Below are 22,286 nucleotides of genomic sequence, written 5' to 3' on the forward strand. Positions count from 1 at the left end.
ATTTTATGAATTGATTTGTTTTTATCAATGTATTTTACAGAACGTATTTGACACTGCAACATGGCGTCCGCTGACCTCCACACCGAACGCCCATGTCTTCCCTCCCCCTCCTCCCCCTGGCCCCCGCCGCCCTGATGGCGGCGGCGCTCCTGCTTCTTTGCCTGCCCGGGGCGGGCCGCCAGCCCTGGCGCCTCTTCATGCCGCTGTGCGCACTGGCCCTGCTGGCCAGCCTGCCGGGCGCCTGGCCCGGCGCACAGCCCGCGCTGCCCGCATCGGCCTGGCTGGCGCTGACGCCGCTGGGCGGCGTGCTGGCCGCGCTGGTGCAACTGCTGGGCACGGTGATCGGCGCTTTTTCGGCGCGCTACCTCGACGGCGAGGCCGGCCAGCAGCGCTACGCCGCCGCCCTGGCGGGCGTGCTGGCCGCCGTGCACGCCCTGCTGCTGGCCGACCACTGGCTGGTGCTGGTCCCCGCCTGGGCCCTGGTGGGCGTGGCGCTGCAGCACCTGCTGTGCTTCTACCCAGAACGCCCCTTCGCCCGCCTGGCGGCGCACAAGAAGCATCTGGCCGACCGCCTGGCCGACGCCCTGCTGCTCGCCGCGGCCGGCCTGGCCTGGTCCGCGACGGGCAGCGGCTCCTTGAGCGATCTGGCCGTCCACGTGGCCGCCCAGGGCGCTGGCGCCGCCCTGCAGGCCAGCGCCCTGTGCCTGGCGCTGGCCGTGGTGCTGCGCACGGCTCTGCTGCCGGTGCACGGCTGGCTGATCCAGGTCATGGAGGCGCCCACCCCCGTCTCCGCGCTGCTGCATGCCGGCGTGGTCAACCTCGGCGGCTTCGTGCTGATCCGCTTTGCCACGCTGCTCGAACACGCCCCCGCCGCGCGCTGGCTGCTGGTGACCCTGGGCCTGGCCACGGCCGTGCTGGCCGGGCTGATCATGCTCACACGCATCACCATCAAGGTGCGGCTGGCCTGGTCCACCGTGGCGCAGATGGGCTTCATGGTCATGGAGTGCGGCCTGGGGCTGTACACCCTGGCCGCCCTGCACCTGCTCGGGCACTCGCTGTACAAGGCGCACCACTTCCTGTCGGCCTCTAGCGCCGTGCGCGCCACGCGCCTGCAGGCCCTGCATGCGGGCGCCACCGCCCACCCCGCCAGCCTGCTGCTCGCCCCGCTGGGCGCGGCGGCCACGCTGGCGCTGCTGCAGGCCGCCCTGGGCAGCGCGCCCTGGCCCTGGTGGTGGACCGCGCTGCTGGCCCTGGCCTGGGCACCGCTGCTGTGGCTGGCACGCACGGACACGAGCGCCGCGCTGCTGCGCCCGGCCGCCGCCGGGCTGGCCATGACCGCCGGCCTGGGCGCCGCGGCCCTGCTGGCCCACACCCTGCCGCTGGGCCTGCGCGACGCCCCCGCCAGCGCGCCCGGCCTGCTGGCCCTGCTGGGCCTGGCCGTGCTCTATGCGAGCCTGGCCTGGCTGCAATGGCGCCCGCACGCCCTGGCCGGCTGGCGGCGCTGGAGCTATGCCGGCTTTTATGTCGACGAGTACTACACCCGGCTGGCCCTGCGGCTGTGGCCTGCCCACCGGGCACTGACGCCCGCCGCTGCCGCGCCCTTGCCGATGCGCACCTGGGCCGCGGCCCGCCCCCACTAAACCCCGGAGCCCTGCACCATGCCCACCCTCGCCCCTTTTCCCGAAGCTCCTGCCGCGGCGCCTGCACACGCCGGGCACGCCGCCTGGCAGGCCCGCGTGGAGTCCGCCTGCGCGCAGGCCTGCCAGGCCATTGCGCCCGCCTGGCCGCTGGACCGCGCCATCGCCGTGAACCCGCACTGGGAGCGCGCCCACCTGCCGCTGCGCCGCGTGGCCGCGCGCATGGCCGTGCTGGGCCGCATCCAGGTGTTGGCGCCGCGCAGCCTGCTGCGCCAGGCCTGGCAGCAAGGCCGCATCCAGGCCGCCGACCTGGCCCATGCGCGGGCGCAACTGCCGTCCGCGCTGGCCGCGCCCTGGACGCCGGAGCGCCTGCAGCACATCCTGGAGACGGAACTGCAGACGCCGCAACTGCCGCTGCTCATCGACCTGCTGGACCAGGACCCGCAGCGCCACACCCGCCTGCCCTGGCGGCAGGCCATCACGCACCAGGTCAGCCAGACCTGCGCGGCCTATTTCGACACCCGGCAGGCCGACTGGCAGCCCGAGCGCCGCCAGGGCCTGTACGCCTTCTGGCGCGACACCCTGCGCCACGACCACGGCATCGGCACGCTGATGGGCCTGCCCGGCCTGGGCCGGGCCCTGGGCGCCCTGCCCGCCACGCGGCAGGACGCCGAGCGCTGGGTGCTCGAGCGCCTGCAACTGCCCCCCGCCGTCTGGGCCGACTACCTGGAGGCCGTGCTGCTCACGGTGAACGGCTGGGCCTCGTGGTGCGCCTACCTGCGCTGGCAGGCCGGCCTGGAAGGCCGCGCCGACGAACACCTGCGCGAGCTGCTGGCCATCCGCCTGGCCTGGGGCGCGCTCCTGCTGGACGGCCAGGACGATGCCGCCACGCGCCAGGCCTTCGCCACGCTGCAGCAGGCCTGGCGCCAGGCCCCGGCCCTGCTCGCGCAGTGCGAGGACGAACTGCACGCCGACGAGATCTGGCAGGCGGCGCTGGAGGCCGGCTACCAGCGGGAGCTGGCCGCGCGCCTGGCCGGCGCCCGGCCGCCGGCCGGCGCACAGCCCGCGCCCCAGGTGCAGGCGGCCTTTTGCATCGACGTGCGCAGCGAACCCCTGCGCCGCGCCCTGGAGAGCGCCCACCCCGGCCTCCAGACCCTGGGCTTTGCCGGTTTCTTCGGCCTGCCCGTGGCCTACACGCCGCTGGGCACGGCGGCCCGGCGCCCCCAGCTGCCCGGCCTGCTGGCGCCCGCGCTGGAGCTGACGGAGCAGATCATCCCCGCCACCGGCGCGCCGGACCCGGCCGGGCAGGATGCCGCACGCCAGGCCCGGCACGACCGCCTGGCCCTGGCGCAGCAGTGGCTGGGCGCCAGCCGCTGGCCGGGGGCGGCGTTCTCCTTCGTGGAGGCCGCGGGCGTGGGCTACCTGGGCGCGCTGGGGCAGTGGCTGCGCCCCTCGGCCGCGCCGCGCGCCAGCGACGACCACGCCGGCCTGCCCACCCGCCTGCGCCCCCTGTGCCGCCCCGGGCTGCACGGGCTGGCGCTGGAGGACAAGGTGGCGCTGGCCGCCCGCGTGCTCCAGGCCATGGGGCTGGCGCAGGGCCTGGCGCCGCTGGTGCTGTTCGTGGGCCATGGCAGCCAGACGCGCAACAACGCCCAGGCCGCCGCCCTGGACTGCGGCGCCTGCTGCGGCCAGACGGGCGAGGCCAATGCGCGCGCCCTGGCGCGACTGCTCAACGAGGACGCCGTGCGCGCCGCACTGGCGCGGCAGGGCATCGCCATCCCGGCGGACACCTGGTTCGTCGGCGCCCTGCACAACACCACGACCGACGAGATCGAGGGCTTCGACCTGGACCTCCTGCCCGGCGCCGCACGCGCGCGCTGGCAGGCGCTGCTGCCCGCGCTGCAGCAGGCGGGCGCCCAGGTGCGGCGCGAGCGCGCCCCCCGCCTGGGCCTGGACCCGCAGCAGGCGCCGGAGCGCCTGCTGGCGCAGTTGCGCCGCCGCGCCAACGATGGCGCGCAGAACCGCCCCGAATGGGGCCTGGCGGGCAACGCCGCCTTCCTCATCGCGCCGCGCTGGCGCAGCCAGGGGGTGGACCTGCAGGGGCGCAGCTTCCTGCACGACTACGACGCGCGCCAGGACCCCGCAGGCGCCCTGCTGGAGCAACTGATGACCGCGCCCATGCTGGTCACGCACTGGATCAACTGGCAGTACCACGCCAGCACCTGCGACCCCGAGCGCCTGGGCAGCGGCAACAAGCTGCTGCACAACGTGGTGGGCGGGCACATCGGCGTGTTCGAGGGCAATGGCGGCGACCTGCGCATCGGGCTGTCGCGCCAGTCGCTGCACGACGGCACGCGCTGGGTGCACGAGCCGCTGCGGCTGACGGTGGCCATCGACGCGCCGGCCGCCGCCATCGAGCGCGTGCTGGGCGCGCACGCGGTGGTGCGCCAGTTGGTAGACAACGGCTGGCTGCACCTGTGGCGCTGGGCCGAGGACGGCCGGCTGCGGCGCTACGCGCAGGGCCAGTGGCAGGACCTGCCCTGGGCAGGTGCCTGAGGCCGTCAGGCCTGCATCACCACCGGCCCGCCCTTGTCCAGCGCGCGCTGGTAGGCGGGCCGCGCCTGCATGCGCTGGCGGTAGGCGGCCAGGTGGGGCCAGGCGGCCGCATCGGCGCCGCGCGTGAGCACGGCCTCGACGGCAAAGCTCATCTGGAAGTCGGCCATGGTCAGGTGCTCGCCCGCAAACCAGCGGTGCTGGGCCAGGTGCGCCTCCATGAAGGCCAGGGCGGCCTGCACGTTGGGGGCGATGAGCTTGCGCTGCACCGTGGCGCACAGGGTGCGGGCGATGGGGCGCACGAAGAACGGCATGGGCTGGCGCGGGATGGTGTCGAACACCAGTTGCATCACCAGCCAGTTCATCAGCGAGCCCTCGGCGTAGTGCATCCAGAAGCGGCACTGGCGGTGCGCGGCCGTGCCGCGCGCGGGCTCCAGGTGGGCCAGCTCCGCCGGGGCCTGGGCGCCGTAGCACTCGGCCAGGTACTCGATGATGGCGCCCGACTCGGCGATCACCAGGTCCCCGTCGGTGATCACCGGCGACTTGCCCAGCGGGTGCACCTTCTTGAGCGCCGCCGGCGCCAGCCGCGTGGCCGGGTCGCGCCGGTAACGGCGGATGTCGTAGGGCAGGCCCAGTTCTTCGAGCAGCCACAGGATGCGCTGGGAGCGCGAGGTCTCAAGGTGGTGAACGGTCAGCATGGGATGGCATGGTAGGCGCTGCGCCGGCTTTGCGCAGCCAGCGCATCAGAGCCCCCAGAACCGGCAGCTTCGCGTACAGCTCCTCGGCCGCGTCCCAGTAGTCGCGGTGCAGCGCCACACGGCCCTGGGCATCGAAATGCACCAGGGTGGCGCCATGGATGCACTGCGGCACCTGCGCGCGCCAGCGCTTCATGCGGAAGTGGAACTCCCAGGCCAGAAAGGCCTGGTCGCCCTGCACGAGCTGCTGCGTCACCACGAAGCGGGGCTGCTCCAGGCTGTCGAACATGTGGGCAAAGATCTGGCGGATGGCGGGCACGCCGCGCACCTCGTTGAAAGGGTCCTTGAAGCGCGCATTGGGGGCGTAGTAGTCGCCCAGCCGCGCCAGATGCGCGGGCGTGAGCTGCTCGTAGAGCTGCACCAGCCGGGCGGCGGCAGCCGGGGTGTCGGGAAGGTCGGTCATGCGTCACAGCCCCGTCATGCGGTGCACCAGGGGAAAGTACCAGCGGTAGGGCAGCACGCGCAGCAGCTTGAGCCAGAGCGTGAAGCGGCGCGGGAAATGCAGCTCGAAGTCGCCGCGCGCCCAGCCGCGCAGCATGGCCTGGGCCGCCTGCTCGGGGGTGAGCAGCGCGGGCATGGCGAAGTCGTTCTGGCGCGTCAGCGGCGTGTCCACGAAGCCCGGGTTCACCACGCTCACGCCCACGCCCTGCGGGCGCAGGTCCAGGAACAGGGTCTCGGCCAGGTTGATCAGCGCCGCCTTGGTAGGGCCATAGGCCAGGCCCTGGGGCAGGCCGCGCCAGCCGGCCACACTGGCCACCAGGCTCAGGTGGGGCATGCGCCCGGCCTGGGCCGACGCCAACAGGCCCGGCACCACGGCGGCGAGCACGTGCAGCGCCCCGGTCAGGTTGACCTGCTGGTGGCGCAGCAGCTCGGGCAGGTCCAGTGTGTCGGCGCGCATGGGGGCGTAGTGGCCGGCGCAGTAGCACACCAGGTCCAGCGGCGCCTGGGCCTGCAGGTGCGCAGCCGCCTGCTGCACGGCCTGGGCGTCGGTCACGTCCAGCGCCAGGGCCTGGCTGCCCGGGTGGGCCTGGGCGAAGGCCTGCAGCAGCGCCTGCTGGCGCGCCGACACGATCACCTGCGCGCCCCGGGCGTGCAACTGCCCGGCCAGCGCCCGGCCGATGCCGCTGGAGGCGCCGACCAGCCACACGCGCTTGCCGCGCCAGTCGCTCAGGGGCGGGTTCAGGGGCACGGGCTCACTCCTTGGTGAAGGACAGCAGCACCTCGCCCAGCGTGACGCCAAACTTGCTCATGGTCGCGCGGTTGAGCATCACCCGCTCGTCGACCAGGAACATCCAGTCGTCGAACTGCACCTCGTACTCGCTGCCGTCCACCGGCAGGCGCAGCGTGTAGTTCCAGCGGAAGGCGTTGCCGGAAGTCTGGCCCTGGGCCTCGCCCACCACATCGTCGGCGCGGCCGGTGTAGCGGCCATGAGCGTGCTTGGTCAGGCGCCAGACGCGGCGCTGGGTGCTGCCGTCCGCGTAGGTGAAGGCCTCGTCCAGCACGCCCTGGTTGCCCTCCCAGCGGCAGTCCATCACCACGGTGAAGCGGCGCACCACCTCGCCGCCGCGCTGCTGGAAGATGCCGTGGGCCAGGACACGGCCGTTGAAATAGCGGTCCAGCTCCAGCAGCGGGCGCTGCTGGGCATAGTCGGTCACCTGCGGGCTGGCACAGCCCGCGAGGACGGCAGAGCCTGCCAGCAGGGCCAGCAGGGCATGGCGGCGGGTGTTCATGGGGTCGCTCCTGGAGTAGGGGTTGGTGGGCGGATCAGCAGCCGGTGCAGCAGCGTGGCCGCCAGCAGCTTGAGCGCGCAAGGCAGCAGCGCGTAGGCCCAGGCCAGGCGCTGCAGGGCCTGGGCGTCCTGGGTGCCGGGGGTGTAGCCGCCCCACTGCAGCAGCGGCAGCGCGGCGCCCGCAGCCAGGGCCAGGTTCAGCTTGGTGGCTAGGTTCCACCAGCCCAGGTAGGCGCCTTCGCTGCGCCCCTGGGCGCCGTGGCGCTCGACCAGCCGGGCCAGCAGCGCCCCGGGTAGGGCGAGATCCGCACCGAGCGCCATGCCCGACAGCGCGCAGATCACGGCAAACGCGGCCGCCTGGCCGCTGCCCAGCCCCACCGTCCAGCCAAAGCAGGCCACGGCTAGCAGCATGCCGCCCAGCCAGGCGCGCTCCAGCCCCCAGCGGCGCACGGCGCGCAGCCACAGCGGCATGGACAGCGCGCCGCAGACGAAATACAGCACCAGGAACAGCGCGGTCTGCGCCTGCGTGGCCTGCAGCCGGTCCTGGGCAAAGAACAGCATCAGGGCCGCGGGAATGGCGCTGGCAATGCCGTTGCACAGGAACACCGCCAGCAGGCGGCGAAAGCCGGCTTGCACCAGCGGCTGCCAGACGGCGGCCCAGGGCAGCGCGGCGGGCCGCGCCGGGGCCGATGCCGATGGCGCGGGGCGCGGCGCCCACCACAGGGCCAGCCAGCCGACCAGCAGGGCGAGCGCAAACACCGCCAGCATGGGCCCGGCGCCCCAGGCCACCGACAGGGCGCTGGCCGTGACCACGCCGATCAGCCCCGGCCCCTCGCGCCAGGCCACTACGCGGCTGCGCTGCAGCGCGTCGCCCCCGAGGCGCACGCCCCAGGCCTGGTGGGCAATGACCAGTTGGCTGTGCGCCAGGCAGGTCAGCAGCAGGCCCGCCACCATCCACACGGCCAGCGCCTGCGGCTCCTGCACCCGCGGGAAGAACAGCCCTGCCAGCCCCAGCACCTGCACCATGGCCGAGCCGCCGGCCACCCCCAGCACCGCGCGCAGCGGCCCCTGGTACAGGCGGTCGCTCAGGCGCCCGAGCAGCGGCTCGGCCGCGGCGTCCAGCAGGCGCACCAGCATCAGCAGGGCGCCCACGCGGGCCAGCGGCAGGCCCAGCACCGTGGCGTAGTGGTGCGGCAGCACCACGTACAGCGGCAGGGCCACAAAGGCCAGCGGCAGGCCCAGCAGGCCGTAGGCCGGGCCCGACCACCAGCGCGGCAGCGGGGCGGCCGGCGGCGGCAGCACGGTGCTCATGGTGCGGCTCCGCCCGGGCTGCGTGCCAGCAAGGCGCTGCGCAAACCGGGCTCGGAGGTGCGCGGCGAGAGCCAGATGCCGAAGAACAGGCGCGCCAATGCGGCATCGTCAATCGTGCCCAGCGCCTGGCTGCCACGCCACAGGTGCATGCCCTGGCCCGGCTGGTACAGGCCGATGAGCCGATCGCCGGGCTGCACATCCGGGAGCAAGGCCGCCAGACGCTGCTGCCAGCGCTCGGCCTGGGCCGGCTCCAAGGGGGCCTGGCGCTGCATTTCCTCCACGGAGCGCTGGGCGATGGCCGCGCCGCTGAAGGCCCGGTGGTAGGTGAGCTCCAGCGCCAGCGCGTGGGCGCCAAAGCGGCTGGCGTCAAAACCGGGCGTGACCCACAGCCGTGCGTCGTAGATGCGCAGACCGAAAAAGCGCAATTGCCCCTCGCCCGCCAGCGCGGCGCCGGGCAGGGCCTGGTGCAGCCAGGGGGGCGGCGCGCTGCCGTCGCGTGCCAGCGCCGGATGGCCCGCAGCCGCCGCCAGGGCCACGGCAGCTCCGGCAGCCACAGCCCAGCGTTTCACATATGAAAATTGGCTCCAGGGCATATCCAGCAAGCGCAATCAGCTCTTCTTTTGATAGTCAACCGGCGGCTGCACGCAGGCGCGGCGCCAGCGGCGCGGCGGCGCGCTGCGGCAGTGCAGGCCCACGCGCCGGGGCGGCCCAGGCCTCGCTGCCCGCCGGCGCATCGAGCGCCAGGCGGAACACGCTCACCGCCTCGGCCAGCTCTGCCGCCTGCTGCTTGAGGGTTTGCGCGGCGGCGGCGCTTTGCTCGACCATGGCGGCGTTCTGCTGCGTGGCGCGGTCCAGGTGGGCCACGGCGTCCCCCACCTGGGCAATGCCGTCGGTCTGCTCGGCAGTCGCGGTGCTGATTTCGGCAATCAGCCCGGCCACACACTGGGCCTGCTCCACGATGTCGGTCATGGTGGCCCCGGCGTCGCCCACCAGGCGCGCGCCCTGCTCCACCTTGGCCATGCTGCCGTCGATCAGGCCCTTGATCTCCTTGGCGGCCTCGGCACTGCGCTGGGCCAGCGCACGCACCTCGCCCGCCACCACGGCAAAGCCGCGCCCCTGCTCGCCGGCACGCGCGGCCTCGACGGCGGCGTTGAGCGCCAGGATGTTGGTCTGGAAGGCGATGGAGTCGATCACGCCGATGATGTCCGCCATCTTGTGGCTGCTGGCGGTGATCTCGTCCATGGTGCTGACCACCTGGGCCACCACCGTACCGCCCTTGTGCGCGGCCTCGCTGGCCGAGGCCGCCAGTTGCGTGGCCTGGCGCGCCGAATCGGCGTTGTTCTTCACCGAAGCCGTCATCTGCTCCATCGACGAAGCCGCTTGCTGCAGGTTCGAGGCCTGCTCTTCCGTGCGCTGCAGCAGCCCGGCGTTGCCCCCAGCGATCTCTTCGGCGCCCACGGTAACTGCGTTCGATGCCTGGCGCACCTGGCCCACCACACGCGCCAGGCTGGCTTGCATGGCCCCCAGTGATGCCAATACGCTGCCCGGCTGGGCCTGGGCGGCGCCAGTCACCGGCTGCAGGTTGCCCTGCGCCACGAGGCTAGCCACATCGGCCAGCGCTACGGGCTCGGCCCCGAGCTGGCGCACGATGCTGCGCGCCACGTTCCATGCCACGGCCACGCTCAGCACCAACGCCAGCAGCAGTGCCGAGAACATCACGCCCAGGAAGCTGCCCGCCTCGTCCATGGCGCCCTGGTTGGTTTTCTGGATGCGTGCTTCCTTGAAGTCAATGAGCTTGTTGATCGCTGCCAGCCATTGCACGTATTGCGGCTTGGCCTGCGTCCACAGGGTCTGTGCCGCAGCCATATCACCCGCCTGCACCTGGGCAATGATGGCCTGCGTGGTGGCCACGGCCTTGGATTCCACGCTGCGGATATCGGCATACAGCTGCCCCAGCTCGGGTGCGGCTCCCTCCCGGGTGATGAGCTTTTCCAGCGGCGCAGCCGACTGGGCGTAGAAGTCCGCCAGCGCGGCAATGGTGGCGATTTCCTTGTCCCGCTCGGCGGGTGTGGGGCTAAGCACCACGTCACGCACGGCGATGGAGCGGTCATGCGCCGAGCCGCGGAAATTGATGGCGTAGCGCTGCACCTGCACGTGGATGTCGTTGTTGGCGCGCAGTGCCTGGTTTATTCGGTCCACCTTGACCAGGGCGATGCCGGTAAGCACCACCAGGAGGGCCAGAATCAACCCAAACCCCGCATACAAGCGGGCGGCAACGGTCATACGGGAAAAAAACATGGATGCATCCTTGGGCGGCAAATGGGAGAGGGGTGGGGTGGGTCCTGTCAGGCGCAGTGCCGGGGCGCGGTGGCCTCAGTCCTTGACCAGCGTGTACTGCATCACGTCGATGCTCCTGGTATCGAAGGCGGCCTCGCAATAGGCCAGGTAGAACTCCCAGGTGCGCTGGAAGGCGGGGTCGAAGCCCTGGGCCTGCACCTGGGCGCGCTGCTCGGTGAACTGCCGGCGCCAGCGGCGCAGGGTCTCGGCGTAGTCGGCGCCGAAGGCGAACTCCTCGGCCACGCGCAGGCCCGCCTGCTCGGCCGCGGCGCGAAAGCGCGCGGGACTGGGCAGGCAGCCGCCCGGGAAGATGTACTGCTGGATGAAGTCCGTGCCGCGCACGTAGCGCTCGAACAGCGTGTCGTGGATCACGATGCTCTGCACGCAGGCGCGGCCGCCGCGCTTGAGCAGGCGTGCCAGCGCGCCGAAGTAGTCCGGCCAGTAGTCCTGGCCCACGGCCTCGACCATCTCGATGGAGCAGATGGCGTCGAAGGGCGCGTCCTGGATGTCGCGGTAGTCCTGCAGGCGCAGGTCCACCCGCGGCGCCAGGCCGGCGGCCTGCATGCGTGCGCGGCCCCAGGCGAGCTGCTCGGTGGACAGGGTCACCCCCGTCACCTGCGCCTTGAACTCACCGGCCGCCATCTCGACCAGGGCGCCCCAGCCGCAGCCGATTTCCAGCACGCGGTGGCCGGGCTGCACGCCCGCGCTGTGCAGCGCACGGCGCAGCTTGGCGTTCTGCGCCTGGGTCAGGTCGCCGGCCAGGTCGCCCTGGAACCAGGCGCTGGAGTAATTCATGCTCGGGTCCAGCCAGAGCGCGTAGAAGGCGTTGCCCAGGTCGTAGTGCGCGTGGATGTTGCGCCGGCTGCCCGCGCGCGTGTTGCGGTGCAGCAGGTGGCGCAGGCGATAGGCCAGGCGCCCCCACCAGCGGCCATACACCAGCGACTCCAGCGCCTCGCGGTTGCCCATGAGCAGGCGCAGCAGGTCGGCCAGGTGCGGCGTGCTCCAGTCCTGGGCGATGTAGCCCTCGGCCAGGCCGATGTCGCCCGAGCGCAGCACGGCGCCGAAGACGCGCCAGTCGTGCACGCGCATGCTGGCGTGGGGCTGGCCGCCCTGGCCCAGTTGCAGGATGCATCCGTCGGGCAGCTCCAGGTGCAGGGTGCCGTAATGCAGGCGCTGCAGCAGGTGCAGCGCGCTGCGCGCCACGGCGGGCATGCCGGCGCTCGGGCGCAGCGGGGTGGGTGTCGCGGTGGTGGTATTCATGGTCTGAGGCCTTGGGTGCAGGAGCGGGTCAGGACGGAAATCACAGCGGCGGGCGCGCGCGCGAGACGGGCCGCGCCGGCGGCTGCGGCTTGGTGTGAAAGGGCGCGCGCTTGAGCCACAGCAGCAGCGCATGCCAGTGGATGCGGGCGATGACGCCCAGCGTCAGCAGCGGGTAGTGCCACAGGGCGCGGCGGCGGCTGGCGGCGTCCAGCGGCTGCAGGCGGCCGGCCACGCCCGTGAGCACCAGCGGGCCCTGGGCGTCGTGGTAGTCGATGCGCACGCGCGTGGACTGCAGGCCCTGCGCGCCGCTGCGCCGGAACTCGAAGCGGTAGCCGCCTTCGACCGGGCAGAAGGGCGAGACGTGGAACACCTTGCGCGCCTGCAGCTCCTGGCCGTAGCGCGGCTGGTCCAGCACATAGGCGTGGCGCTCGCCAAAGGTGTTGTTCACCTCGGCGACGATGGCGCGCAGGCTGCCGTCGGGCCGGTGGCAGTACCAGAAGCTCACCGGCTTGAAGCTGTAGCCCAGCACGCGCGGGTAGCAGTGCAGCCAGACCTCGCCCAGCGCGTCGGTGATGCCCTCGGCCAGCAGCAGCTCGTCCAGCCAGGCCAGGGCGCCGCCCTGCTGCGGGCCGCGCCCGTCGCCGTGGTCGGCGTCGCGAAAGGCCAGCGCCCCGGCGCGGTTGAGCGCCAGCACGCCCGCGGCCTGGGGCTGCACGCGCAGCGTGCGCATGGGCAGCAGCAGGAAGAAGGTCGGCACGATGAAGCGGTGGCGGCGCGGGCGCAGGCGCGTGTGCCACACATGGCCGAAGCCGATGTGCGGCACGGGGCCCCGGGGGGCACTGGCGCCTGCGCCGGGGTTCATGCGGCCTCCCGGCGGCGCAGCTGGGCCAGCAGCAGATCGGCGGCGCGGTAGCCGGACTGCAGGCCGTCCTCGTGGAAGCCGTAGCCCGTCCAGGCGCCGGCAAACCAGGTGCGCTGCACGCCCTGCAGCTGCGGCACGCGGCCCTGCGCGGTCAGGGCGCCGAGGTCAAACACCGGGTGGTCGTAGTCGAACTCGGCCAGCACCTGCGCCGGGTCGATGGGGCGCGCGGGGTTGAGCGACACCAGCACAGGCTGGGCGAAAGGCAGGGGCTGCAGGCGGTTGAGCCAGTAGTGCAGGCACACGCGCGCAGCCTCCTGTGCGCCCTGGGCGGCGCGCTCGTAGTTCCACGCGGCCCAGGCGCTACGGCGGCGCGGCAGCACGCGGGCATCGGTGTGCAGCACGGCGCGGTTGGGTTGGTAGCGGATGGCGCCCAGCACCTGCTGCTCGGCCGCCGTGGGCCGGGCCAGCAGGCGCAGGGCCTGGTCGCTGTGCACGGCCAGCACCACGGCGTCGAAGCGCTCGCTCTGGTTGGCCGTCTGCACGCGCACGCCCGCGGCGTCGCGCTCGATGCGCTGCACCGGCACGGCCAGGCGCGCGTCCAGCCCGCGCAGCAGCTTGTCGACGTACTGGCGCGCGCCCCCGGCCACGGTATGCCACTGCGGCCGGTCCTGCACCTGGATCAGGCCATGGTTGTGGCAGAAGCGCACCATGGTGGCGACCGGAAAGCGCAGCATCTGGTCCGTGGGGCAGCTCCAGATGCAGCCCAGCATGGGCAGGAAATACCAGTCGCGGAACGCGGCGCCAAAGCCGTGCGCGTCCAGGAACTCGCCCAGCGGCTGCTGCAGCGCAGCCTCGGCGCCGCTCTCGGCCAGCACGGTGCACAGGCGGTTGAAGCGCAGCAGCTCGCGCAGCATGCCCCAGAAGTGCGGGCGCAGCAGGTTGCGGCGCTGGGCAAACACGGCCGCCAGGCTGGCGCCGCTCCACTCCAGCGCCCCGGCGCCCCAGGCCCCGGCGCCGGGCACCTGCACGGAAAACGACATGTCCGAAGGCGCCGTGGGGACGCCCAGCTCGGCGAACAGCGCGATCAGGCCCGGGTAGGTGCGCTCGTTGAACACCAGGAAGCCGGTATCCACCCCGTGGGTCACGGCCTGGCCCTGCGCGTCGGGCAGGCACACGTTCACGGTATGGGTATGGCCGCCGAAGTAGTCCCCCGCCTCGAACACGGTGACGCGCACCTCGCCGCGCAGGCGGTGCGCGGCGGCCAAGCCGGAAATCCCGGAACCGATGACAGCAATTTTCATGAGCACTCCCGATCTGCGGTGCGATGCCTGGGCCCAGGAGCTGGGCTGGTACGATCGATACTGTACTAGACAAATTTAATTTTGTCCTAGACAATTTACACCAATACCGAGATTTGTCCATGACAACCTGCGTTCTGGCCCCCGTCCCACCCCCTGCCTGCTGCCCGGAGGCTGCCGCATGAGCGCCCTGCCGTCCGGCACCGAGCCTGCGGGCCTGCCCATAGCCGCCGTCGAGCGCGAGACCGGCCTGGCCAAAGACACCCTGCGCGTGTGGGAAAAGCGCTACGGCTTCCCCCAGCCGCTGCGCGACACGGCGGGCGACCGGCTCTACCCGGCCGAGCAGGTGCAGCAGTTGCAGCTCATCCGCCGCCTGCTCGACGCGGGGCTGCGCCCGGGCAAGGTGGTGGGCCTGGACCCCAGCGCCCTGCAGGCCCTGCTGGGCGCCCAGGCCGCCAGCGCACGCGCACCCTTGTCCAGGACAAAGCCCACCTCCAGCCCCCCCTCGGCGTCCCTGGCGCCGCTGCTCGACGCCATCGGCGCGCACGATCCGCAGGCGCTGCGCCATGCGCTCAGCCATGCCCAGCTGCGCATGGGGCTGGCGCCCTTTGTCACCGAGCTGGTGGCGCCCCTGGCCACGGCCGTGGGCGAGGCCTGGGCGCAGGGGCGCTTCGAGGTGTTCGAGGAGCACCTGTTCACGGAGGTCATCACCGGCGTGCTGCGCCACGCCATCGCCTCGTTGGCGCCGTTGCCGGCGCCGCAGCGGCCCAAGGTGCTGCTGACCACCCTGCCCCAGGAGCTGCACGGCCTGGGGCTGCTGATGGTCGAGGCGTTGTTGGTGCTGGAGGGCTGCACCTGTGTCTCGCTCGGTACGCAGACGCCGGTGGGCGATGTGGTGCAGGCCGCCCAGGCCCACCGCGCCGACGTGGTGGCACTGAGCTTCAGCAATGTGCATAGCGGCGCACTGGTGCATGCCAGCCTGCGCGAGTTGCGCGGCCAGCTGCCGCCCGCCACCGCGTTGTGGGTCGGGGGGGCATGTGCGGCGCTGTACCAAAAACCGTTGGATGGCGTCACGGCGCTTGCGCAGCTGTCGGGGCTGCAGCCCCTGGTGGCGCAGTGGCGCCATCTTCACTGAACCCTCGCGGATTCTCCCCGGCGGCGGACCCATGGCGCGAGGCGGTGGGTCGTGCCCTGTTTGCCGGCGCGCCCATCACCGGCGCACTCAAGGTCTCGTTCTTCGGGCCGCTCTAGCGCGGCACCGTCTTGGGACTCACACCGGTGGCAGCAGCTCCAGCACCCGCTCCGGCGGGCGGCACAGCAGTGCCCCGCGCGGCGTGACGACGATGGGACGGTTGAGCAGCACCGGGTGTGCGGCGATGGCGGCGATGAGTTCGGCCTCGGTGCGCTGCGGATCTTCCAGGCCGAGTTCCGCGTAGGCCGCCTCCTTGGTGCGCATCAGCGTGCGCACGGGCACTCCCAGGCGCGCCACCAGCGCGGCAAGCGCGGCGACATCCAGCGGCTGGGCGATGTAGTCCACGATGGTCGGCTCGATGCCGCGTTCGCGCAGCAGCGCCAGCGCGCCGCGCGAGTTGCTGCAGCGGGCGTTGTGGTAGATGGTGATATCGGCGTAGGTCATGCGCGGCAGTGTAGGCGCACGCGCCATGTCCTGCGGTCCATGGGACCAACGCGCGAATCTCAGCGGGAGCTCGCGCGCAGCGTGCGGCTGAGCAGGATCACCGGCACCAGGCCCACGGCCACCAGGGCCAGCGAGGGCAGCGCGGCCTCGCCCAGGCGCTCGTCGCGCGCCAGCTGGTAGGCCACCACGGCCAGGGTGTCGCTGTCGAAGGGGCGCAGCACGATGGTTGCCGGCAGCTCTTTCATCACATCCACGAATACCAGCAGCGCAGCCGCCGCCGTGGAGCGTTTCAGCAGCGGCCAGTGCACCCGCACCAGCAGCCCCATGCCGCCCACGCCCAGCATGCGCGCCGAATCGTCCAGGCTGATAGGCACGCGCGCATAGCCGCTTTGCACCGACTGCAACGCCACGGCGCAAAAGCGCACCAGATAGGCCCAGACGATGCCCACGGCGGTAGTGGTCACGAGGGCGCTCAGGCCCCAATCCGGTGCCGCGGCCTGCAGCCAGCCCACGGGCAGCAGCAGGCCCACCACGATCACGGCCCCCGGCACGGCATAGCCCAGGCTCACGAGCTGCACCACGGCGCGCATGAGCGCGTCGCGCCGGCGGCGCACGGCGAAGGCCAGCGCCAGCGCAATGCCCACGGCCAGCACGGCGGTGATGGCGCCCAGACGCACGCTGTTGCCCGCCCATTGCATGAACCGGTCCCAGGGCAGCACCGACCAGTCGGCCAGCAGCGGCCGCAGCATGAACAGCACCGGCGCCACAAAGCCCATGAGCACCGGCAGCGCGCACACCAGCCAGGCCGCCCCACAGTGCAGGCCGCGCAGCTGCGTGGGCTGTGCCTCGTTGGAGCCGGCACGCCCCACGCCGCCCGTGGCAAAGCGCATGCGCCGCTGCGCACGCAGCTCCAGCTGCAGCAGCAGCAGCACCAGGGCCAGCAGGAAGGTGGCCAGCTGCGCCGCGGCCAGCCGGTTGTCCATGGACAGCCAGGCCTTGTAGATGCCCGTGGTGAAGGTCTGTATGCCGAAGTACGACGCCACGCCGAAGTCGGCCAGCGTCTCCATCAGCACCAGGGCCACGCCCGCGGCCACGGCCGGACGCGCCAGCGGCAGGGCCACGGCGCGCAAGCGCCGCGCGGGCGAGGCGCCCAGCAGGCGCGCCGCCTCCATCAGGTGCGCCGCGCGCTCGCCCAGCGCCGTGCGCGCCAGCAGGTAGACATAGGGGTAGAGCGAGAAAATGAACACCCACACGGCGCCGCCCAGGCTGCGCACCTCGGGCAGCAGGCGGCCTTCCAGCCCGAAGGTGGCGCGCAGCCAGACCTGCAGCGGGCCGCTGAACTGCAGGAAGTCGGTATAGGCATAGGCCGTCACATAGGCTGGCATGGCCAGCGGCAGCAGCAGCAGCCATTCGAGCTGGCGCCGGCCAGGAAATTCGAACAAGGTCACCGCCGCCGCGCTGGCCGTGCCCACCACGGCGGCTCCAATCGCCACGGCCAGGGCCAGCCACAGCGTGGTCCACAGGTAATCGGGCAGCACGGTGGCCGCCATCTCGCGCAGGATGGCGCCGGACTGCGCGCCGCCCTCGCCCCAGGGCAGCCACGCGCCCAGCACCGCCAGCACGGGCAGGGCCAGCAACAGGGCCAGCATGAGGGGAGCGATGGAGCGCAGGGCGCGTTGGATTGGCGGCAAGGGACGGCCCGTGGCGGAATACAGTGACGAGAAAGCGCGCATCGCACAGGGTGCTACGGGCGCGATGCAAATGGGAACGATTCTACGCAAGTGACTTCTACAATCGCATCATGTTTCTTGAAGTATCTCAACTGGACGTGCGCTATGGCAGCAGCCAGCACGCCGCCGTACAGGGCGTGGCCCTGGGCCTGGCGGCGGGCGAAATCGGCGTGCTCATCGGCCCCTCGGGCTGCGGCAAGACCACCCTGCTGCGTGCCGTGGCCGGCCTGGAGAGCGTGGCCGCGGGCAGCATACGCCTGGGCGGCGAGCTGGTAGGCGCCCCGGGGCGTTGCCTGCCGCCCGAACAGCGGCGCATCGGCATGGTGTTCCAGGACTATGCGCTGTTCCCGCACCTCTGCGTGGGGCGCAACGTGGCCTTTGGCATCCACGACCTGCCGCGGGGTGAGCAGCAGCAGCGCGTGCGCGAGGCCCTGGCCCTGGTGGGCTTGGGCGGCAGCGAGGAGCGCTTTCCGCACGAGCTCTCGGGCGGCCAGCAGCAGCGCGTGGCCCTGGCGCGCGCGCTGGCGCCGCGCCCGCGGCTGATGTTGCTGGACGAGCCGTTCTCCAACCTGGACGTGGACCTGCGCGAGCGTTTGGCGCACGAGGTGCGCGCCATCCTCAAGACCGCCAACGCCACCGCCCTGTTCGTCACGCACGACCAGCTGGAGGCCTTCGCCATCGGCGACCGCATCGGCGTACTCGACGGCGGCCGCCTGCACCAGTGGGACGACGCCTACGCGCTCTACCACCGCCCGGCCACGCGCTTCGTGGCCGACTTCATAGGCCACGGCGTGTTCGCCCCCGCCACCCTGGTGCAGCAGGGCAGCCATGTGGTGGCGCGCACGGCCCTGGGCGATCTCACGGACATCGACGGCTGCCTGCTGCCGTCGAGCTACCCGCGCGGCGAGTGCGACGTGCTGCTGCGCGCCGACGACGTGGTGCACGACGATGCCGCACCGGTGCGCGCACGCATCGTGCGCAAGGCCTTTCGCGGCTCGGAGTTCCTGTACACGCTGGAGCTGGAGGGCGGCCTCAGCGTGATGGCCCATGTGCCCAGCCACCACGACCACGCCATGGGCGAGTGGATAGGCATTCGCGCGCAGGTGGACCACGTGGTGACCTTCCCACGTGGCTGAATTCAGCCCCGCCTCAACTCATCCACGGCTGAATGCAGCGCCTGGCTCCAGGCGCGCCGGTCGCGCCCCTGGGCGTACTCGGGCCGGCCGAAGTGCACCACGGCGGTAATGCCCGGCGCCGCGAGCGTGCGCCAGATGGAGCCGAGCAGAGTTTCATCGCCGACGAAGCTCGGCGCAAAGCTGGTGGCGCCGCTGCTGCTATCAATAAAGCGCAGGCCCACGGGCTGCACGGGCGCATCGGCGGCCAGCGCGGCCTGCAGCAGGTTGGCGTGAAAGGGCAACAGCGTGCGCCCGTCGCCCGTCGTGCCCTCGGGGAACACCGCCAGCACCTCGCCCGTAAGCAGCGCGTCGTGCATGCTGGCCACCATGCGCAGCGCGTCGCGGCGCGATTCGCGCCGGATGTAGAGCGTGCCCGCGGCCGTGGCGAGCGTGCCCACGATGGGCCAGTCCTGCACGTCCGACTTGCTGATGAAGCGGCAATAGCGCGCCGCATGCATCACGGGAATGTCGAGCCACGAGAGGTGGTTGGCCACCAGCAGCACCGGCCCCGCCTGGGGCGGCCGGCCACGCAGCTCCAGCGTGACGCCGGCGCAGGCCAGCAGGCCCAGCGACCAGGCCTGCACGTGCGCCTGCTGCTGCTCGGCGGACAGGCGCGGAAAGCGCAGCGCCACGAGCCACAGGCCCAGCAGGGCATGCAGCAGCAGGCGCAGCACGCGCCAGCAGGCACGCAGTGCGTGCAGCATGGGGGCCGGCCGGCGCGCGCGCTCAGCCGCGCTCGAAGGCCACCTGGCCGCCGACCAGGGTGCAGCGCACGCGGCCCGGCAGCTCGTAGGACGAGAACGGCGTGTGCTTGCCCTGGCTCACCAGCGCACCGGCCTGCACGGTCCAGTCGGCAGACGGGTCGAACACGCACAGGTCCGCCACCCCGCCCACGGCGATGCGGCCCACGCTGGCCTGCAGCGTGCCCAGGGCGCCGCCCAGCACGCGCGCCGGCTCGCTGGTCACCGTGGCCAGCGCGCGCGCCAGCGGCACGCCGCCATCGCGCGACCATTTCAGGGCGATGGACAGCAGCAGCTCCAGCCCGGTGGCGCCAGGCTCGGCCTCGGCAAAGGGCACGGCCTTGGCGTCTTCGTCCACGGGATTGTGGTCGGAGACCAGCGCGTCTATGGTGCCGTCCATCAGGGCGGCGGCCAGCGCATCGCGGTCTCTGCTCTGGCGCAGCGGCGGCATGAGGCGTGCGCGGCTGTCGAAGTAGCCTATGTCCAGGTCGGTGAGCAGGAGGGAGTTGATGCTCACGTCGCAGCTGACGGCCAGGCCCGCGGCCTTGGCGCGCCGCACCAGCTCCACCCCCGCACTGCTGGAGATGCGGCACAGGTGCACGCGCGCGCCCGTGGCGCTCTGCAGCTCGAAGATGGTGTGCAGGGCGATGGTCTCGGCCGCCACGGGGATGCCCGACAGGCCCATGCGCGTGGCCAGCGGGCCGCTGGCGGCGACGCCCTTGCCCAGGTGCAGCTCCTGCGGGCGCAGCCACACGGTGTAGCCATAGGTGGCGGCGTACTGCAGCGCGCGCTGCAGCACCTGGGTGCTGGCCAGGGCCACATCGGCCTGGCCAAAGCCCACGCAGCCCGATTCGGTGAGCTCGGCCATCTCGGTCAGCACCTCGCCGGCCAGGCCGCGCGTGAGCGCGCCCAGCGGGAATAGCCGCGCCTGGTGCAGCTTCTCGGCGCGGAACTTGAGCATCTCCACCAGGCCGGGCTCGTCGAGCACCGGGTCGGTGTCGGGCGGGCAGACCAGGCTGGTCACGCCGCCGGCGACGGCGGCGGCCATTTCCGATTCCAGCATGCGCTCGTGTTCGTGGCCGGGTTCGCGCAGGCGCGCCGCCAGGTCCACCAGGCCGGGCAGCACCAGGCAGCCGCTGGCGTCGATCACGCGGTTGGGCGCGAAGTCGGCGGGCGCGCCATCCAGGGCAATGATGCGGCCGGCCGCCAGGGCGATGTTGCAGACCTTGTCGAGCCCGCTGGCGGGGTCGATGACCCGGCCGTTCTGGATGAGTATCTTCATGGTTTCAAGCCAAATACGCCTCTAACGCCCGTCCATCAAGCGCAAGCAGCTATGAATACAATAGTTATCAAGCCTCGTTGCCGGCCACGATGGACATCACCGCCATGCGCACCGCAATGCCGAAGGTGACCTGCGGCAGGATCACGGCCTGCGGGCCGTCAACCACGGCGGAGGCGATCTCCACGCCGCGGTTGATCGGGCCGGGATGCATGACGATGGCGTCCGGCTTGGCCAGGCGCAGCTTCTCGGGCGTCAGGCCGAAGCTCTTGAAATACTCCTGGCTCGACGGCAGCAGCGCACCGCTCATGCGCTCGTTCTGCAGGCGCAGCGTGATGACCACGTCACAACCCTTGATGCCCTCCTCCAGGCTGTGGAACACGCGCACGCCCATGTGCGACAGGTCCGACGGCACCAGGGTGCGCGGCCCCACCACGCGCACCTCGGCCGCGCCCAGGGTGGTCAGCGCATGGATGTCCGAGCGCGCCACGCGCGAATGCAGCACATCGCCCACGATGGCCACCGTGAGGTTGGAAAAATCCTTCTTGTAGTGGCGGATGGTGTACATGTCCAGCAGGCCCTGCGTGGGGTGCGAGTGGCGGCCGTCGCCGGCGTTCACCACATGCACATGCGGGCCCACATGCTGGGCAATGAGGTAGGGCGCGCCCGACTCGCTGTGGCGCACGACGAAGATGTCGGCCGCCATGGCCGTGAGGTTGTCTATGGTGTCCAGCAGGGTCTCGCCCTTGGCCGTGGAAGAGCGCGCGATGTCCAGGTTGAAGACATCGGCCGACAGGCGCTTGGCCGCGATGTCGAAGGTGGTGCGCGTGCGCGTGCTGTTCTCGAAGAACAGATTGAACACGCTCTTGCCGCGCAGCAGCGGCACCTTCTTCACCTCGCGCGCATTGACGCTGGTGAAGTTGGTCGCCGTGTCCAGGATATGCGTGACGATGTCCTTGGGCAGGCCCTCGATGGACAGCAGGTGGATCAGCTCGCCGTGCTTGTTGAGTTGGGGGTTGCGCTTGTACAGCACCGTCAGACCTCTTTGACGTCGAAATGGAAGGCGCCATCCACGGCGCGGGCCAGCGACAGCGATTGCGTGGGCGGCAGCAGCACGCGCGCCGCGGCGAATTCGGCCTGGATCGGCAGTTCGCGCCCGCCGCGGTCCACCAGCACGGCCAGGCGCACGCTGGCCGGGCGGCCGTAGTCGAACAGCTCGTTGAGCACGGCGCGGATGGTGCGGCCGGTGTAGAGCACGTCGTCGAGCAGCAGGATGTCGGCGCCGTTCACGTCGAACGGCAGCGTGGTCTGCGCGCTGCAAGCCAGGCCGCGCTGGGCGAAGTCGTCGCGGTGCATGGCCGACGAGAGCACGCCCGCCGGGCCGGCCAGGCCCAGGTCGCGCTGCAGGCGCTCGGCCAGCCAGGCGCCGCCCGAGGCGATGCCCGCAAGCTGCGTTTGGGGGCCGCGCAGCGCACGCACGCCGCGCAGCAGCTCGGCGTAGAGCGCCTCGGCGTCCAGCGCCAGGTGGCCCTGGCGTACGGCGCCCGGCGCCGCGGAGGGAGCAGAACTCATGGCAGATTCCTCAAAAACTGTTCCAGGATGATGCAGGCCGACGCCGCATCGGCGTCCGCCGCGCCGGCGGCCAGGGCCTCGGTGGTGCTGTAGCGCTCGTCCACCTCGAACACCGGCAGGCGAAAGCGCGCGCGCAGCTGGCGCGCGAATTTCTGGGCGCGGGCCGTGTTCTCGTGCGGCGCCCCGTCCGGGTGAAACGGCACGCCCACCACCAGCGCGTCGGGCTGCCATTCGCGGATGCGCTCGGCCATCTGGGCCAGGCGCGCGTCGCCCTCGGCGCGAATCGTGCCCTGCGGCGTGGCCGTGCCCAGCATGCGCGTGCCCACGGCGACGCCGGTGCGCTTGAGGCCGAAATCGAAAGCCAGGAAGGATTGGAAATGCGCGGGGACGGCGGCTGTGCCTGTCATACGAG

General features: G+C 72.0%; 21 protein-coding genes and 1 pseudogene. 5 read left to right on the forward strand and 17 right to left on the reverse strand.

What is annotated here, in order from left to right:
- Window positions 1-92 precede the first annotated feature (92 nt).
- Window positions 93-1,640, forward strand: coding sequence for an NADH-quinone oxidoreductase subunit L (locus P7644_RS16490; protein WP_404300324.1), 1,548 nt, complete (start codon window positions 93-95; stop codon window positions 1,638-1,640).
- An 18-nt stretch (window positions 1,641-1,658) separates the two neighbouring features.
- Entirely contained in the window at window positions 1,659-4,193 is a 2,535-nt protein-coding gene (locus P7644_RS16495) for a YbcC family protein (protein ID WP_404300325.1), read from the forward strand.
- A gap of 5 nt (window positions 4,194-4,198) precedes the next feature.
- On the opposite strand, the gene P7644_RS16500 is transcribed toward P7644_RS16495, so the two are convergent.
- The 10 genes from P7644_RS16500 to P7644_RS16545 form a co-directional block, all read right to left on the reverse strand.
- Window positions 4,199-4,888 carry a glutathione S-transferase family protein gene (locus tag P7644_RS16500; protein ID WP_404300326.1) on the reverse strand — a complete coding sequence of 230 codons (690 nt, stop codon included), beginning with the start codon at window positions 4,886-4,888 and terminating at the stop codon, window positions 4,199-4,201.
- On the reverse strand, window positions 4,866-5,348 hold the full coding sequence (locus tag P7644_RS16505) for a nuclear transport factor 2 family protein (protein ID WP_404300327.1): 483 nt from the start codon (window positions 5,346-5,348) through the stop codon (window positions 4,866-4,868). The genes P7644_RS16500 and P7644_RS16505 overlap by 23 nt, the downstream gene beginning before the upstream one ends.
- A 3-nt stretch (window positions 5,349-5,351) precedes the next feature.
- Window positions 5,352-6,134, reverse strand: coding sequence for an SDR family NAD(P)-dependent oxidoreductase (locus P7644_RS16510; protein WP_404300328.1), 783 nt, complete (start codon window positions 6,132-6,134; stop codon window positions 5,352-5,354).
- Between the two features lie 4 nt (window positions 6,135-6,138).
- Window positions 6,139-6,675 carry a DUF3833 domain-containing protein gene (locus tag P7644_RS16515; protein ID WP_404300329.1) on the reverse strand — a complete coding sequence of 179 codons (537 nt, stop codon included), beginning with the start codon at window positions 6,673-6,675 and terminating at the stop codon, window positions 6,139-6,141.
- Entirely contained in the window at window positions 6,672-7,985 is a 1,314-nt protein-coding gene (locus P7644_RS16520; protein WP_404300330.1) for an MFS transporter, read from the reverse strand. Before P7644_RS16520 ends, P7644_RS16515 begins: the two co-directional genes overlap by 4 nt.
- Entirely contained in the window at window positions 7,982-8,578 is a 597-nt protein-coding gene (locus P7644_RS16525; RefSeq protein ID WP_404300331.1) for a chalcone isomerase family protein, read from the reverse strand. The genes P7644_RS16520 and P7644_RS16525 overlap by 4 nt, the downstream gene beginning before the upstream one ends.
- A gap of 34 nt (window positions 8,579-8,612) precedes the next feature.
- Window positions 8,613-10,283 carry a methyl-accepting chemotaxis protein gene (locus P7644_RS16530; protein WP_404300332.1) on the reverse strand — a complete coding sequence of 557 codons (1,671 nt, stop codon included), beginning with the start codon at window positions 10,281-10,283 and terminating at the stop codon, window positions 8,613-8,615.
- Between the two features lie 75 nt (window positions 10,284-10,358).
- On the reverse strand, window positions 10,359-11,582 hold the full coding sequence (locus P7644_RS16535; RefSeq protein ID WP_404300333.1) for a class I SAM-dependent methyltransferase: 1,224 nt from the start codon (window positions 11,580-11,582) through the stop codon (window positions 10,359-10,361).
- Between the two features lie 40 nt (window positions 11,583-11,622).
- Window positions 11,623-12,444 (reverse strand): DUF1365 domain-containing protein, encoded by an 822-nt coding sequence (locus P7644_RS16540; protein WP_404300334.1) that lies wholly within the window; start codon window positions 12,442-12,444, stop codon window positions 11,623-11,625.
- The gene (locus tag P7644_RS16545; protein ID WP_404300335.1) at window positions 12,441-13,745 is read right to left on the reverse strand and encodes an NAD(P)/FAD-dependent oxidoreductase; all 1,305 of its coding nucleotides are present in this window, start codon (window positions 13,743-13,745) and stop codon (window positions 12,441-12,443) included. The genes P7644_RS16540 and P7644_RS16545 overlap by 4 nt, the downstream gene beginning before the upstream one ends.
- A gap of 178 nt (window positions 13,746-13,923) precedes the next feature.
- On the opposite strand from P7644_RS16545, the gene P7644_RS16550 reads away from it, so the two are divergent.
- Together P7644_RS16550 and P7644_RS16555 are read left to right on the forward strand one after the other, a co-directional pair.
- Window positions 13,924-14,877 (forward strand): MerR family transcriptional regulator, encoded by a 954-nt coding sequence (locus P7644_RS16550; protein WP_404300336.1) that lies wholly within the window; start codon window positions 13,924-13,926, stop codon window positions 14,875-14,877.
- A gap of 5 nt (window positions 14,878-14,882) precedes the next feature.
- Window positions 14,883-14,987, forward strand: a pseudogene (locus tag P7644_RS16555) (lipocalin); the annotation flags it as partial.
- 25 nt (window positions 14,988-15,012) lie between these two features.
- On the opposite strand, the gene arsC reads toward P7644_RS16555, so the two are convergent.
- Window positions 15,013-15,378, reverse strand: a complete 366-nt coding sequence (gene arsC / locus P7644_RS16560; RefSeq protein ID WP_404300337.1) for an arsenate reductase (glutaredoxin) — start codon at window positions 15,376-15,378, stop codon at window positions 15,013-15,015.
- Between the two features lie 59 nt (window positions 15,379-15,437).
- Window positions 15,438-17,027, reverse strand: coding sequence for an ABC transporter permease (locus P7644_RS16565; protein ID WP_404303234.1), 1,590 nt, complete (start codon window positions 17,025-17,027; stop codon window positions 15,438-15,440).
- 152 nt (window positions 17,028-17,179) lie between these two features.
- Here P7644_RS16565 and P7644_RS16570 point away from each other — a divergent pair, with 152 nt between their 5' ends.
- Window positions 17,180-18,244 carry an ABC transporter ATP-binding protein gene (locus P7644_RS16570; RefSeq protein ID WP_404300338.1) on the forward strand — a complete coding sequence of 355 codons (1,065 nt, stop codon included), beginning with the start codon at window positions 17,180-17,182 and terminating at the stop codon, window positions 18,242-18,244.
- A gap of 2 nt (window positions 18,245-18,246) precedes the next feature.
- Here P7644_RS16570 and P7644_RS16575 read toward each other — a convergent pair whose 3' ends face one another.
- From P7644_RS16575 to ruvX, 5 genes are all read right to left on the reverse strand, one after another.
- A complete protein-coding gene (locus tag P7644_RS16575; RefSeq protein WP_404300339.1) occupies window positions 18,247-18,987 on the reverse strand; it encodes a lysophospholipid acyltransferase family protein in 741 nt (246 codons plus the stop codon).
- A 22-nt stretch (window positions 18,988-19,009) separates the two neighbouring features.
- Window positions 19,010-20,305, reverse strand: coding sequence for a dihydroorotase (locus tag P7644_RS16580; RefSeq protein WP_404300340.1), 1,296 nt, complete (start codon window positions 20,303-20,305; stop codon window positions 19,010-19,012).
- A gap of 67 nt (window positions 20,306-20,372) precedes the next feature.
- Window positions 20,373-21,335, reverse strand: coding sequence for an aspartate carbamoyltransferase catalytic subunit (locus P7644_RS16585; RefSeq protein ID WP_404300341.1), 963 nt, complete (start codon window positions 21,333-21,335; stop codon window positions 20,373-20,375).
- A 2-nt stretch (window positions 21,336-21,337) separates the two neighbouring features.
- The gene (gene pyrR, locus P7644_RS16590; RefSeq protein ID WP_404300342.1) at window positions 21,338-21,874 is read right to left on the reverse strand and encodes a bifunctional pyr operon transcriptional regulator/uracil phosphoribosyltransferase PyrR; all 537 of its coding nucleotides are present in this window, start codon (window positions 21,872-21,874) and stop codon (window positions 21,338-21,340) included.
- Window positions 21,871-22,281 carry a Holliday junction resolvase RuvX gene (gene ruvX, locus P7644_RS16595; protein ID WP_404300343.1) on the reverse strand — a complete coding sequence of 137 codons (411 nt, stop codon included), beginning with the start codon at window positions 22,279-22,281 and terminating at the stop codon, window positions 21,871-21,873. The genes pyrR and ruvX overlap by 4 nt, the downstream gene beginning before the upstream one ends.
- Between the last annotated feature and the right edge of the window lie 5 nt (window positions 22,282-22,286).

The sequence above is a fragment of the Alicycliphilus denitrificans genome, assembly GCF_044792555.1.
Lineage (GTDB): Bacteria > Pseudomonadota > Gammaproteobacteria > Burkholderiales > Burkholderiaceae_C > Alicycliphilus > Alicycliphilus denitrificans_A.